The organism is Rhodococcus sp. USK13 (assembly GCF_018343855.1).
Lineage (GTDB): Bacteria > Actinomycetota > Actinomycetes > Mycobacteriales > Mycobacteriaceae > Rhodococcus_F > Rhodococcus_F oxybenzonivorans.
On sequence record NZ_CP069242.1, the window covers coordinates 744,511 to 757,272 of the forward strand.

14 protein-coding genes are annotated in these 12,762 nt (G+C 66.7%); 9 read left to right on the forward strand and 5 right to left on the reverse strand.

Translation table 11 applies throughout. The annotated features are described in order from the left end of the window. Positions 1-2: 2 nt before the first annotated feature. On the forward strand, positions 3-1,376 hold the full coding sequence (locus JQT59_RS06220; protein ID WP_213575395.1) for a serine/threonine-protein kinase: 1,374 nt from the start codon (positions 3-5) through the stop codon (positions 1,374-1,376). Further along, complete coding sequence (pknB, locus tag JQT59_RS06225; protein ID WP_109325350.1) at positions 1,373-3,292, forward strand: Stk1 family PASTA domain-containing Ser/Thr kinase; 1,920 nt, start codon at positions 1,373-1,375, stop codon at positions 3,290-3,292. The genes JQT59_RS06220 and pknB overlap by 4 nt, the downstream gene beginning before the upstream one ends. Positions 3,293-3,352: 60 nt before the next feature. Here pknB and JQT59_RS06230 read toward each other — a convergent pair whose 3' ends face one another. Next, a complete protein-coding gene (locus tag JQT59_RS06230; RefSeq protein WP_213575396.1) occupies positions 3,353-4,006 on the reverse strand; it encodes an aminodeoxychorismate/anthranilate synthase component II in 654 nt (217 codons plus the stop codon). A 54-nt stretch (positions 4,007-4,060) separates the two neighbouring features. Beyond that, positions 4,061-4,762, reverse strand: a complete 702-nt coding sequence (locus tag JQT59_RS06235; RefSeq protein WP_213575397.1) for a DUF881 domain-containing protein — start codon at positions 4,760-4,762, stop codon at positions 4,061-4,063. Between the two features lie 120 nt (positions 4,763-4,882). Here JQT59_RS06235 and crgA point away from each other — a divergent pair, with 120 nt between their 5' ends. Together crgA and JQT59_RS06245 are read left to right on the forward strand one after the other, a co-directional pair. Continuing rightward, the gene (gene crgA / locus JQT59_RS06240; RefSeq protein ID WP_109325346.1) at positions 4,883-5,146 is read left to right on the forward strand and encodes a cell division protein CrgA; all 264 of its coding nucleotides are present in this window, start codon (positions 4,883-4,885) and stop codon (positions 5,144-5,146) included. A gap of 73 nt (positions 5,147-5,219) precedes the next feature. After that, positions 5,220-5,675 (forward strand): PH domain-containing protein, encoded by a 456-nt coding sequence (locus tag JQT59_RS06245; protein ID WP_109325335.1) that lies wholly within the window; start codon positions 5,220-5,222, stop codon positions 5,673-5,675. On the opposite strand, the gene JQT59_RS06250 is transcribed toward JQT59_RS06245, so the two are convergent. Together JQT59_RS06250 and JQT59_RS06255 are read right to left on the reverse strand one after the other, a co-directional pair. Further along, a complete protein-coding gene (locus JQT59_RS06250; protein WP_213575398.1) occupies positions 5,669-6,610 on the reverse strand; it encodes a rhomboid family intramembrane serine protease in 942 nt (313 codons plus the stop codon). The two genes, JQT59_RS06245 and JQT59_RS06250, sit on opposite strands and share 7 nt — an antisense overlap. A 12-nt stretch (positions 6,611-6,622) precedes the next feature. Beyond that, complete coding sequence (locus JQT59_RS06255; protein WP_109325333.1) at positions 6,623-7,150, reverse strand: peptidylprolyl isomerase; 528 nt, start codon at positions 7,148-7,150, stop codon at positions 6,623-6,625. A gap of 102 nt (positions 7,151-7,252) precedes the next feature. Between JQT59_RS06255 and JQT59_RS06260 the strand changes: the two genes are divergently transcribed. Together JQT59_RS06260 and JQT59_RS06265 are read left to right on the forward strand one after the other, a co-directional pair. After that, positions 7,253-7,690, forward strand: a complete 438-nt coding sequence (locus JQT59_RS06260; RefSeq protein WP_213575399.1) for a hypothetical protein — start codon at positions 7,253-7,255, stop codon at positions 7,688-7,690. Between the two features lie 163 nt (positions 7,691-7,853). After that, positions 7,854-8,318, forward strand: coding sequence for a hypothetical protein (locus tag JQT59_RS06265; RefSeq protein WP_109325329.1), 465 nt, complete (start codon positions 7,854-7,856; stop codon positions 8,316-8,318). Between the two features lie 46 nt (positions 8,319-8,364). Here the strand turns inward: JQT59_RS06265 and JQT59_RS06270 are convergent, their stop codons facing one another. Next, on the reverse strand, positions 8,365-8,946 hold the full coding sequence (locus JQT59_RS06270) for a chorismate mutase (RefSeq protein WP_213575400.1): 582 nt from the start codon (positions 8,944-8,946) through the stop codon (positions 8,365-8,367). A gap of 147 nt (positions 8,947-9,093) precedes the next feature. On the opposite strand from JQT59_RS06270, the gene JQT59_RS06275 reads away from it, so the two are divergent. From JQT59_RS06275 to JQT59_RS06285, 3 genes are all read left to right on the forward strand, one after another. Beyond that, on the forward strand, positions 9,094-10,125 hold the full coding sequence (locus JQT59_RS06275) for an iron ABC transporter substrate-binding protein (protein WP_213575401.1): 1,032 nt from the start codon (positions 9,094-9,096) through the stop codon (positions 10,123-10,125). An 80-nt stretch (positions 10,126-10,205) separates the two neighbouring features. Further along, positions 10,206-11,714, forward strand: coding sequence for an ABC transporter permease (locus JQT59_RS06280; RefSeq protein ID WP_249354549.1), 1,509 nt, complete (start codon positions 10,206-10,208; stop codon positions 11,712-11,714). Then, positions 11,711-12,751 carry an ABC transporter ATP-binding protein gene (locus JQT59_RS06285; RefSeq protein WP_213575402.1) on the forward strand — a complete coding sequence of 347 codons (1,041 nt, stop codon included), beginning with the start codon at positions 11,711-11,713 and terminating at the stop codon, positions 12,749-12,751. The genes JQT59_RS06280 and JQT59_RS06285 overlap by 4 nt, the downstream gene beginning before the upstream one ends. Positions 12,752-12,762 lie beyond the last annotated feature (11 nt).

Genomic DNA, 12,762 nt, shown 5'->3' on the forward strand with positions numbered 1-12,762 from the left:
TTGTGGCACTGAACAACGGCGCGCTGATCGCCAATCGATATCGCCTGATCCGCCTCATCGCGACGGGTGGAATGGGACAGGTCTGGGAGGCGACGGACAACCGGCTCAACCGGCGCGTAGCCGTCAAGGTCCTCAAGTCCGAGTTTTCGTCGGACCCCGAATTCCTCGAACGTTTCCGCTTCGAGGCGCGAACCACGGCGCAGCTGAACCATTCCGGAATCGCCGGTATCTACGACTACGGCGAGGTGCGGGACAGCACCGGTGATTCGACCGCATACCTGGTGATGGAACTCGTCAACGGTGAACCGCTCAATGCCGTCCTGGCGCGGGTCGGCCGGCTCGCGGTCCCCCATGCGCTGGACATGCTCGAGCAGACCGGCCGTTCACTGCAGGTGGCGCACGATGCAGGGGTCGTGCACCGTGACGTGAAGCCGGGCAACATCCTGATCACCCCCACCGGTCAGGTGAAGATCACCGACTTCGGTATCGCCAAGGCCGTCGAGAACTCGCCGGTCACCCGGACCGGCATGGTGATGGGCACCGCCCAGTACATCGCTCCGGAGCAGGCGCTCGGGCAGGACGCGACTGCGGCGAGTGACGTGTATTCGCTCGGCATCGTCGGCTACGAGGCCCTGTCGGGGCGGCGTCCGTTCATCGGGGACGGCGCGATCACCGTGGCGATGAAGCACGTGCAGGAGGCTCCGGCACCGCTGCCGGCAGACCTGCCGCCGAACATTCGTGAATTGATCGAGATCACCATCGCGAAGGACCCGACGGTCCGTTATTCCAGTGGCGGCGAGTTCGCGGACGCGGTCGCTGCTGTGCGGGCGGGCCGACGTCCTCCGCCGCCCGGCGCGGTGGCTGGTGGAACGGCACGCGTGCTGCCGCCTCCTCCTCTGACGGGGGCCACCCAGATGATGCCCCCTTCGCAGGCGGCATACCTGGGCCCGGTCACCGGGCAGGTTCCCGACCCGGACGACGACGACCGGAAACGCGGCGGCCTGACCAACGGTCAGAAGGCGGTGGCCTGGGGCGCCGGCGGCATTCTGCTGCTGGCGGCGATCATCGCCCTGGCAATGATCTTGTTCGACGGCGGTGACACGAAGGATCCGACGGTTCCGGCGGTCACCTCGTCGTTGCGGACGATCACGACGACACCCCGTCCCACGACGACGACCACCACCGAACCGCCCACCACGACCACCACGGAACCGCCGACGACGACCACGACGACGGAACCGCCCACCACAACGACGACGACCACCACCGAACCGACGACGACCACGACCACCACGACCACCACCACCGAACCGACGACGACCACGACGACCACGTCGGAGGAGTCAGCTACTTCGACTTCACAAGGATTGCCATGACGACACCGCGTAACCTCTCCTCACGCTACGAGCTGGGTGAGATTCTCGGCTTCGGTGGCATGTCCGAGGTCCATCTCGCTCGTGACGTTCGCCTCAGCCGCGACGTGGCGATCAAGGTGCTGCGCGCCGACCTTGCCCGCGACCCCACGTTCTATCTCCGGTTCCGCCGTGAGGCGCAGAACGCGGCCGCGCTCAACCATCCGGCGATCGTGGCCGTCTACGACACCGGTGAGGCCGAAACCGAAGCGGGGCCGCTGCCGTACATCGTGATGGAGTACGTGGACGGCGACACGTTGCGCGACATCGTCCGCAGCGAGGGTCCGATGGCCCCGCGCCGCGCGATGGAGATCATTTCCGACGTGTGCGCCGCCCTGGACTTCAGTCATCGCAACGGCATCGTGCACCGCGACGTGAAGCCCGCCAATGTGATGATCAACCGTGCGGGCGCGGTGAAGGTGATGGACTTCGGCATCGCCCGCGCGATCTCCGACGCCTCCAGCCCGATGACGCAAACCGCCGCGGTGATCGGCACGGCCCAGTACCTGTCGCCGGAGCAGGCCCGCGGTGAGCAGGTGGATGCCCGTTCCGACGTGTACTCGCTCGGCTGCGTGCTGTTCGAGATCCTGACCGGGCAGCCGCCGTTCAAGGGCGACTCACCTGTCGCGGTGGCGTACCAGCATGTGCGGGAGGATCCGCAGACCCCGTCCGAGATCAACCCGGACATTCCGCGCGAGCTCGACTCGGTGATCCTCAAGGCGATGAGCAAGAATCCGGCGAACCGCTACCAGACGGCCGCCGACATGCGCAGCGACCTGGTTCGGGTCCTCGGCGGGCAGCGTCCCAGCGCGCCGATGGTGATGAGCGACGAAGATCGCACCACCATCCTCGGTGCCGTCGACACCGGCGCCGGGCACTACCGCCGCCCGCCCGCACCGGTTCCGGGTCCCGCCACGAGGAGTGAGCCGGCCGAACCGGAGAAGAAGAACAACGCCCTGCGCATGGCACTGCTCGCGTTGGCCGGTCTGATCGTCGTCGGCATCGTCGGCGCCTTCCTGTGGTCCGTCGGACCGGGCTCGGAGGCCGACCAGGTGACCATGCCGGATGTGACGAACCAGAACGCGGACGAGGCGGAGACGACTCTGCAGAACCTCGGCTTCCGGGTAGCCAGGCAGCAGAAACCGGACGCTGTCGTGGCGACCGGCAACGTCATCACCACCCGTCCCGTCGGCGGCGTCCAGGTGGACGAGGGCAGCACGATCACACTCGAAGTGTCGAGCGGTCCCGAACAGGTGAAGGTGCCGCGACTCGCGGGCCTGAGCCAGCAGGAAGCGCAGCAGGAACTCAACGCGGTCGGGCTACGCCTCGATACAGCGGTAGCCCGTGCGCCGTCGTCGCCGTCGGAGATCGACACGGTGATCGACCAGAACCCGTCTTCGGGGGCGAGTATCGCACTCGACTCCGTGGTGGCCATCACCCTCGGCAGCGGGCCGGAGCAGATTCGGATTCCCGACGTGACCGGACAGAAGGTCGAGGTGGCGCAGGCCAACATCGAGGGCGCCGGATTCACCGCGGTCATCCAGCAGATCGACTCCGGTCAGCCCAAGGGTGAAGTGGTGTCCACGGATCCCGTCGGTGGCTCGACCGCGGCCAAGGGCGACACCATCACGATTCGCGTGTCGAACGGCGACAACATCGCGATGCCCGACCTCACGGGCAAGACGGTGTCGCAGGCGCTGGCCACTCTCCGCAGTGCGGGCTGGAGCGGCTCGTCGAGCTCACTGGCCCAGACGCAGACGTCGACGCTCGACCCCGACATGGTCGGGAAGGTTCTCACTCAGCAGCAGCCGCCGGGATCCGAGATCGCCAAGGACGCGGTCGTGTCCGTCGGTGTGGGCACGCTCGGCATCCCGCGGTAGGCGGCTCCGCCGCCTGTGAGTGGTTAACGAGTCTCAGCACTCGTCAACCACTCACGGGGGCTACGCCCCCAACGCCTCCGCGACCTCGGCCTCGAGGGTGTCGACCAGCGAGTCCTGCGGGGCGTCGCCGCACACGGTGAGCCAGTTGGCCAGCATCCGGTGCCCGCCCTGCGTGAGCACGGACTCCGGGTGGAACTGCACACCGTGGATGGGAAGATCCCGGTGTCGCATGGCCATGACAATGCCGCTGTCCGTGTGGGCCGTCACCTCGAGTTCGTCCGGGATGGTGTCCTCGAGAACGGTGAGTGAGTGATAACGCGTGGCGGTGAACGGATCGGGCAGGCCGGCCAGGACACCTCTCCCGCTGTGGTGGACGACGCTGGTCTTGCCGTGCAGCAGTTCCGGTGCCCGGTCCACGGTGGCACCGAACGCGGCTCCAATGGCTTGATGGCCGAGGCAGACTCCGAGCAGCGGGGTGCGGGAGTCGGCGCAAGCCTTCACGAGGTCCATCGTGGCGCCCGCCCGCTGCGGTGTGCCGGGTCCGGGGCTGAGCAGGATGCCGTCGAAGTCGGCTGCTGCGGCCGCTATCGCCTCCGGCCCGGTGAGGTTCGGATCGTCGTTGCGCCAGACCACGGCCCGTGTTCCCAGCTGCCCGAGGTACTGGACCAGGTTGAACACGAAGCTGTCGTAGTTGTCGACGACGAGAATCCTCATGGGACCAGGGTATTCTGCGCCCTTCGTTCGGTACGCACCCGGGACCGCTGAAACTCAGTGCCCCGCGTATCCGGGCACGGTCAACTGGCCGGACGCCGTCTGCGAATAGCCGAGGCCGAACCGCGTGGCGTACTGCTTGAACACCCGGATGCCCGGCTCGTTGGCCAATGCCGCCTTGAGGCGGGCCGGGTCGCCGATCGCCGACATCACGTACGGCGGACTGTAGGTGCGTCCGTGCAGCAGCAGCGTGTTGCCGATACACCGCGGCGCCGACGTGTTGACGATCCGCTGGTCCTGCATGCCGACGGCCTCGGCACCGCCCACCCACAGAGCGTTCAGCACGCTCTGGACATCCTGCTGGTGCACGACGAGATCGTCCGGGGCTGCGTCCACCGGATACTTCCCGTCCGCCGCGCGGGGTGCGTCGGTGAGAGTGACGGTGACTCCAGGCCCGGTCATCGGGGTGAGCCCGGCGTCCGTGGCAAGAGCTTTGGTGTCGGCGAGCACCTGCGCGACCCCGGTGTCCGAAGCGGCGGCCTCCTGCTGCAGCGACTCCACCTCGGCTGCCAGCCGGTCGCGTGTCTCGGCCACGTCGTCCGTCTCGGCCTGGGCGTTGCGGACGAGGTCGGACAGTCGAGTGGAGTCACCGGCGCGAATCTCGTTGCCGTGCGACACCTCCCTGGTGGTGGCCACCAGCAACCCGGCCACCAGACACACCACCAGCACGGCGATCCGCCACAAGTTGGACCTGGTCACCGGTGTTTCCGTCCCCTCGTCCTCGCCCTGTGAATCGCGGCTACGTTAGCGTGTACAGCAACGCAGGTAGTTCGAATCTACCTGCACACATTCCAGTAGAACCGCACGAACGAGGACGTCATGCCGAAGTCGAAGGTCCGGAAGAAGACCGATTACACGATCAACCCTGCGAGCCGCACACCGGTGAAGGTGAAGGCAGGTCCGTCGAGCACGCTGTACGTCTCGGTCATGCTGGGCTTCATGCTGGTCGGGCTGGTCTGGCTGCTGGTCTACTACCTGGCCGCCGATCAGCTCACCTGGATGAACGACCTCGGGGCCTACAACTTCCTCATCGGGTTCGGCTTCATGGTGGTGGGTTTGATCATGACGATGCGCTGGCGCTGAGACAGCCAATTACACCGATGTCATTCATCCCCAATGTGGACAACCCCTGTGGATAACCGCAGGTCGGCCGACCATGACTGAAGACGCGCCGCTGCAGTGGTCCACTCCGCTCAGCGCTGTTGCCGCCCTCGCGATCGGCGGAGTGGCGCTGGGCGCCGCGGGCCTGTTGGTGTCGACGGAACCGGCGGGGCGACTTCTCGTGTCCGTGGCCGCCCTCGGCCTACTTCTGACGGCGGCGTCTGCGGGACGTCAGCGCCCCCGGCTCGCGGTGGATCGGAACGCGGGACGCATCGTGGTGGGCCGCTTGAGCGGTCGCCGCACGTACCACCGGTCTGACATCGAGCGCGCGCGAATCGTCCGCTACCCGCGGCTGGGACGCCGGGTGCCGATGCTCGAGATCGACGTTCGGGCCCCCGACGGCACCGAACGCCTGCTGATCTTCGGGCGGTGGGATCTGGGTACCAATCCGGAAGATGTGTTCGATGCCCTGTCCGTTCACCGCCTGGTAGGCCCGGAGTCCCGTCAGTAGCCGAGTTGGGCGCGCAGCTGCACGATGCGCACGGCGATCACGCCCAGCGTCGCAATTAGAACCGCGCCGAGGCAGAGCCAGCCGACGGTGACGGCGCGTTCCCGGTTGTTGCCGACACCGAGCACCTGAGGACCGTAGAGAATTCCGGCGGTGGCGAGAGCGCCGGCGACCAGGCCGCCGAGGTGCCCCCAGAACGAGATTCCGGGGATCGACAGGCTGATGATCACGTTGATGGCGATCACCGACACGATCGGGGCGGGGCTGCGACGCAAGCGGAGCAAGATGATGGCCTGGGCACCCATCAGGCCGAAGATTGCGCCCGATGCGCCGGCAGTCCAACTCAATCCGCCACCCGAAGAGAAGACGGATTGAAACGCCATCACGGACGCCGACCCGCCCAGAAGCGACACGAGGTACACCGCCGTGTAGCGGGCGCGACCGAGGATCAGTTCGGTATCGCGGCCCAATATATAGAGGGCGAACATATTGACGGCCAGATGGATCAGACCGAAATGAAGGAAGCCGCTGCCGATCAACCGGATCCACTGGCCGTCGGCCACCAACCCGGGATTGAGCGCCCAGTCGGAGAACAGCGGCGACGGACTCTCGTTGTGCAGGATGCTGCGTGACTGCGCCGCAGTTGCGAGGAAAGCGAGAACGTTGAGGCCCATCAGCGTGTACGTGACGATCGGCGTCACACGGCCGGGCACCACCGTGTTCCCGGCGACACCCCGCACGGGCCGGACGTCGCGCCGGCCGGCGGCGACACAGTCGACGCAGTGATAACCGACCGAGGCCTCACGCAGACAGTCGGGGCACGACGGGCGGCCACACCGATTGCAGGACAACGCGGTGGGACGGTCGGGATGCCGGACGCACCGCGGCTGGGGCGGCGTGCCCTCGTTCGCAGCACCGCCCCAGCCGGGGTTGGTCATGTCTGGTGTTCCTTACGCGATCGAAACGCTGTTGATCACGACCGGCTCCAACGGGCGGTCGGACCGGTCGGTGGCGGTGGAGGAGATGGCGTCGACGACCTTCTTCGACTCCTCGTCCACAACCTCACCGAAGATGGTGTGACGACGGTTGAGGTGCGGCGTCGGGCCGGTGGTGATGAAGAACTGCGAGCCGTTGGTGCCCGGGCCCGCGTTGGCCATGGCCAGCAGGTAGGCGCGGTCGAACTGCAGCTCGGGGTGGAACTCGTCACCGAACTTGTAGCCCGGACCACCGGCGCCGGTGCCCGTGGGGTCACCGCCCTGGATCATGAAGCCGTCGATGACGCGGTGGAAGACGGCGCCGTCGTAGAACGGGCCGGAGTTGGTGCCGCCTGCGTTGGCGGTGGTGTACTCCTTCGACCCCTGCGCGAGGCCGACGAAGTTCTCGACGGTCTTCGGAGCGTGGTTGCCGAAGAGCGCGATCTTGATGTCGCCGCGGTTGGTGTGCAGCGTTGCGGTTGCGGTCTGATGTGGTGAAGTCACCCCACCATCGTGCCATTGTGCGGTTGCCGGTGGTTCCTCCGCGGTGGGATCGGGCGCCTTTCGATCCGTTCGCGAGCCCCCGTCTTGTGACAAAGTGGGGACATGACACGAGCGACGGAGTACTCGACGAAATCAGAGGCTGTCGATCAGGCCCTGCGTGTGGCACGTTCGGCCGCTCTCACTGCGGCCACCGGAACCGGATCGGCCGGCCTGTTCCTGGGCCGCCAGGGTGTTTCGCTGGCGAAGAAGGGCTACACCCGCGCGCGAACCACCCCGGTGAAGAAGGCAGCGCAGGGCGTCGTGGGGTCGCTGACCCCCGGAGACTCGACGGCGACGCGAACGAAGTCGACGCGGGGACGCCGCCTCGCGATCGGTGTCCTCATCGGTTCCCTCATCGCAGGCGGCGCAGTGCTGTTCAAGATCAGCCGCCGTGAACATCCCCCGATCGCTACCGCTCCGCCGCGCCTCGAGGATCTCGAAGAGCAGAACTCGGCCAAGCTCACCTCCCCCGACATCACGTCGGCACCCACCACGAACTGACGCGTCACTCGCCGACCACCACCGCGCGTATCCGGTTGAGGTCGGCGGGACTCCAGTCGGACGGCTGAAGGATCGGACACCCTTTCGGGCAACCCTGTTTCATGCGTTGTACCAGGGGTATCCCCAAGCGAATCATCCGCGAGGACCGTTCCGAGGAGTCGTCATGACCGTCGCACGTTTCGTCCACCGCATCGCCGCCATCACCTTTCCGGTCGCCGCCTGCGCCACCGTGTTGTCCGCCGGAACCGCTGCGGCCGACCCGCCTCATCCGTTCGGTGGTCCGGCCCTCACCATCGGGTGTCCGAACCAGGGCAGCTTGATGTCGCTGACGGCGCTCACGGGGCAGTCCGGACCGGAGGCGTCGCCGCCGATCGCCGACGGCGACATCCGTTTCGAATCGCGCCCGGCCGCTCCGCCGATTCCCGCCGCCGCGCAGATCACCGTCGCCTGGGTGAACACGGACAACGGCCGCTCCGGGATCGTCGATCTGCGTGGCGTGTACCCGTTCCTGTCGGCCACGGTGAACACCGGCGTGGGCAACGTGATCGCGACGGCATTCGGCTCGATCAACTTCGGTAGCAGCCCGATCTGTCAGGCGAATCCGGCGATCGGAACGTTCATCGCGTGACGGGCTGACGGGCGTCGATCTCTCGAAACGGTTGTGTAGGACCCAGTTACGGTGCGACCGGACCGCAGAGGGAGACGAGTGCACGCGCCAACGTCGCTTGGTGCAGCGGGCCGAGAGTCTGCCCGACTGCACCAGCGGCGTCGAGAAGTACGGGTAGACAATCGGGTCCGGCCAGCACTGCCTTTTGTTCCTGCATCTGATCGAGAATCCGCGTGTTCTGCCGGTCGATCACCAGACGCACCTGCGACAGTTCGGGGCCGATCGCGGGCGCGGAACCGGGTGAGACACTCCACCACGCGAACAGCGCCCGCTGCACATCCTTGTTGGCCTCTATCTGATCCCGGAATATCTGGTGCACTCGGGCTGCGTCGAGACCCTCGTCGAGAGCCTGTGCCGTGACCGACGCGAGGACCTGCTCCTCGCGGGCCGGATCGTCGATGGGTGCATTGCTTCGCCACTTGGACGCGGCCACCGTGTCTGCTGTCGTCAGACGCAGAGCAACGGCCTCCACGATCGGCTGGAGCGGACGGCCCTCCTGTTCGGCGCTCGCGGCGGGACCGCCGATCCCGGCAAGGACACCACAGAATGCGAGGACGACAGCGGCGCGGCGCAGGACGCGGAACGGCATGACTCAATGTATCGACCGAATAAACCGCACGCTGCCGAAAGATGCCCGAGACCAGGTTGCCAATCCCCTTAGGATTGCCAAGCCTGACAGTACGATCATCGCGAGGGCCAGGCGCGGTCCGGCGTACACACAGGACGGATGGATGTCATGAGAAAGCAGATCCGACTGATGGCGGGGATCGCATTCGCCACCGCCGCGATGATGGCAGTGTCAGCGTGCTCTGGTTCCGGCTCGGAGTCCTCGTCCGACGCCGACACGCTCACTGTCTACAACGCGCAGCACGAGTCGCTGACTCAGGAATGGGCCGATGCGTTCACGGCCGAGACCGGCATCGAGGTGGAACTCCGCAACGGGAGCGACACCGAACTCGGCAACCAGCTGGTCGCGGAGGGGGACCAATCGCCGGCCGACGTGTTCCTCACCGAGAACTCGCCGGCAATGACCCTCGTGGAGAATGCCGGCCTGTTCGCCGACGTGAACCAGGATGTCCTCGATCAGGTGCCCAGCCAGTACCGGCCGTCGAGCGGTGCCTGGACCGGTATCGCCGCGCGCTCCACCGTCTTCGCGTACAACAAGGACCAACTGCCCCAGGACCAGCTCCCGAAGTCGCTGCTCGACCTGCAGGACCCAGCGTGGAAAGACCGCTGGGCGGCGTCGCCGTCGGGGGCCGACTTCCAGGCCATCGTCAGTGCGCTGCTCGAACTGAGGGGCGAGGATGCGACCCGCCAGTGGCTCGCCGGGATGAAGGAGAACGTCCGCACCTACAAGGGCAACAACACGGTGATGAAGGCTGTCAATGCCGGAGAAGTCCCGGGCGGAGTGATCTACCACTACTACTGGTTCGGCGACCAGGCCAAGACCGGGGAGAACAGCAACAACGTCGCTCTGCACTACTTCAGGAATCAGGATCCGGGTGCATTCGTCAGCGTCTCGGGCGGTGGAGTTCTGAAGTCCAGCTCGAATCAGGATGCCGCGCAGCAGTTCTTGAAGTTCGTCACGGGTAAGTCGGGACAGGAAGTTCTGCAGACCGGCACTTCGTTCGAGTACACGGTGGCCAGTGACGTGCCCGCCAACCCCGAGCTGGTTCCGTTGGCAGACCTGCAGGCCCCGCCGGTCGATCCCGCGAAGCTCAACAGCCCGCAGGTCACCGCACTGATGACGGAAGCCGGTCTGCTCTGAACCTTGCACCGGTCGGCAGAGCGCGGGCGGGAGACCCGGACACGAGGCGCCGCCCGACTGCCCGCTCCGGCCGTCCCCCGATCCCCCTCGCCCTCGCCGCTGTCGTCGTCGTCGCCGTGTCGCTCATCCCGCTCGGCTACGTGGTCGCGCAGAGCATCGACACCGGCTGGGCAACCGCGTCGGCACTGCTGTTTCGACCCCGGGTACGCGAATTGCTCGGGAACACCGTGCTTCTGGTCGTGGTGACGGTGCCGATCTGCATCGCCGTCGGCGTCGTCGCCGCGTGGCTCGTCGAGCGCACGCGGGTGTCGGGGGCGAAGGTGTGGGCAGTGCTCCTTGCGGCACCGCTGGCAGTTCCGGCTTTCGTGAACAGTTACTCGTGGGTGACGGCAATTCCGTCGCTCGGCGGGCTAGCCGGCGGCGTTCTCATCGCGACCCTGTCCTATTTTCCGTTGGTCTACATCCCTACTGCGGCGATCCTCCGCAGGCTGGACCCTGCCGTCGAGGAATCCGCGCGTGCACTCGGGCTCGGACCGTGGGCGGTGTTCTTCCGAGTGGTGGTGCCGCAGCTGCGACTGGCCATCGCGGGCGGAGCGCTCCTGGTGTCCCTGCACCTGCTCGCCGAGTACGGCGCCTTCGTCTTCATCCGGTTCGACACCTTCACGACGGCAATCTTCGAGCAGTACCAATCGACCTTCAACGGAGCCGCGGCGACGATGCTGGCGGGGGTTCTCGTGTTGCTCTGCCTCACGTTGCTGGTAATCGAAGCGGTCGTGCGGGGCAGCGCCCGATACGCCCGGGTGGGAGCGGGCGCGCCGCGGGCAGTGGTGCCCGCCGACCTCGGCTTCCGCTACGAGCCCCTTGCCCTGTTGTTCCTCGGAATGGTGATCGCACTGTCTCTGGGAGTGCCCGTCATCAGTGTCGTGCGATGGCTCGTCGTCGGCGGGACTGCCGTCTGGGGGCTGGACGCCGTCGCGTCGGCGCTGGCGCAGACGCTCGCCTTCGGGGTAACCGGTGCCGTCGTCACGTGCGTGCTCGCCTTTCCCATCGCCTGGATCTCGATTCGCCACCGCGGACGGTTCAGCAGATTCATCGAGGGCACCACGTACATTTCCAGTTCCCTGCCGGGCATCGTGGTGGCGCTGGCGTTCGTCACGATCGCGATCCACTATTTCCGTCCTCTGTACCAAACCGTGGCAGTCGTGATCGCGGCGTACACGCTGTTGTTCCTGCCGCGCGCCCTGGTCAATGTGCGGGCGGGCCTCGCCCAGGCCCCGGTCGGGCTCGAGGAGGCATCACGGTCTTTGGGCGTCTCGCCGTTGTGGACATTCCTGCGCGTGACGTTGCGGCTGGCCGCGCCGGCAACCGCGGCGGGCGGGGCACTGGTGTTTCTCGGTGTGGTGAACGAGCTGACGGCCACTCTCCTGCTCGCGCCCACCGGAACTCGCACCCTGTCCATGCAGTTCTGGTCGCTGAGCAGTGAGATCGACTATGCGGGCGCGGCTCCGTACGCGCTACTCATGATCGTTCTGTCGCTGCCCGTGACGTATGTGCTCTTCGCTCAGTCGAAAAAGGTTGCCGGGCTATGACATACGCGCTCGAGGTAAACGGACTCGACAAGTCGTTCGGCTCCACGAACGTCCTTCGGCACATCGCCTTTTCGGTGGAGGCAGGATCTACGACGGCAATCGTGGGTCCGTCCGGCTGCGGTAAGACCACGTTGCTCCGCCTCGTCGCGGGGTTCGAAAGACCCGACGCCGGCACCATCACACTGGGCGGCCGGGTTGTTGCGGGCGGCGAGTGGATTCCCGCGCATCGACGGTCGGTCGGGTACGTGGCCCAGGACGGCGCACTGTTCCCGCACGCCACGGTGGCGGCCAATGTCGGGTTCGGGTTGCCCCGGCGGTCGCGCACCCGTGCCAGAATCACCGAATTGCTCGAGATGGTGTCACTGGACTACTCGTACGCAACCCGGCGCCCCGACCAGCTGTCCGGCGGGCAACAGCAACGGGTGGCGCTCGCGCGGGCATTGGCACGCGAACCGGAGCTCATGCTGCTCGACGAGCCGTTCTCCGCGCTCGATGCCGGCCTGCGCGCAAATACCCGGAGGATCGTCGCCGATGTGCTCGCCAAGGCAGGCATCACCACCATCCTCGTCACCCACGACCAGCCCGAGGCGCTCTCGTTCGCCGACCGAGTGGCGGTGATGAGCGACGGCCGGCTCGCCCAGGTGGGTACTCCCCGGGAAATCTATTCCGCGCCGATCGACGTTCCCACCGCCGAGTTCATCGGTGACGCCGTCGTCTTGTCCGCGCACGTCGAGGGCGAGCGTGCCCGGTGCGCGCTGGGTGACGTGGCCGTGATCGCGAACGGTGTACAGGGTGAGGCTCGCGTCATGTTGCGGCCGGAGCAGATCGAAGTGACCGCGGACGGTGCCGGCGTGGCCGGGACGGTCGTCGATGTGGAGTATCTGGGCTCGGAGATGCTGCTCGGTATCCGCCTCGACACCGCGGATGGCGTCGTCTCCGAACGGGTCACGGTGCGCCGCTTCGGTGCCACCGCGCTCACGCCCGGCGAGCGCGTCGGAATACGGGTTCTCGGTACGGGAGTGGCCTACCAGCAGTGAAAATGGCCGAG

Coding starts and splice junctions, on each gene's coding strand:
- JQT59_RS06270 (WP_213575400.1), bottom strand. CDS start 8,946: ATGCCGTTCCGCGTCCTGCGCCGCGCCGCTGTCGTCCTCGCATTCTGT.
- JQT59_RS06265 (WP_109325329.1), top strand. CDS start 7,854: ATGACCGTCGCACGTTTCGTCCACCGCATCGCCGCCATCACCTTTCCG.
- JQT59_RS06245 (WP_109325335.1), top strand. CDS start 5,220: ATGACTGAAGACGCGCCGCTGCAGTGGTCCACTCCGCTCAGCGCTGTT.
- JQT59_RS06230 (WP_213575396.1), bottom strand. CDS start 4,006: ATGAGGATTCTCGTCGTCGACAACTACGACAGCTTCGTGTTCAACCTG.
- pknB (WP_109325350.1), top strand. CDS start 1,373: ATGACGACACCGCGTAACCTCTCCTCACGCTACGAGCTGGGTGAGATT.
- JQT59_RS06260 (WP_213575399.1), top strand. CDS start 7,253: ATGACACGAGCGACGGAGTACTCGACGAAATCAGAGGCTGTCGATCAG.
- JQT59_RS06285 (WP_213575402.1), top strand. CDS start 11,711: ATGACATACGCGCTCGAGGTAAACGGACTCGACAAGTCGTTCGGCTCC.
- crgA (WP_109325346.1), top strand. CDS start 4,883: ATGCCGAAGTCGAAGGTCCGGAAGAAGACCGATTACACGATCAACCCT.
- JQT59_RS06275 (WP_213575401.1), top strand. CDS start 9,094: ATGAGAAAGCAGATCCGACTGATGGCGGGGATCGCATTCGCCACCGCC.
- JQT59_RS06250 (WP_213575398.1), bottom strand. CDS start 6,610: ATGACCAACCCCGGCTGGGGCGGTGCTGCGAACGAGGGCACGCCGCCC.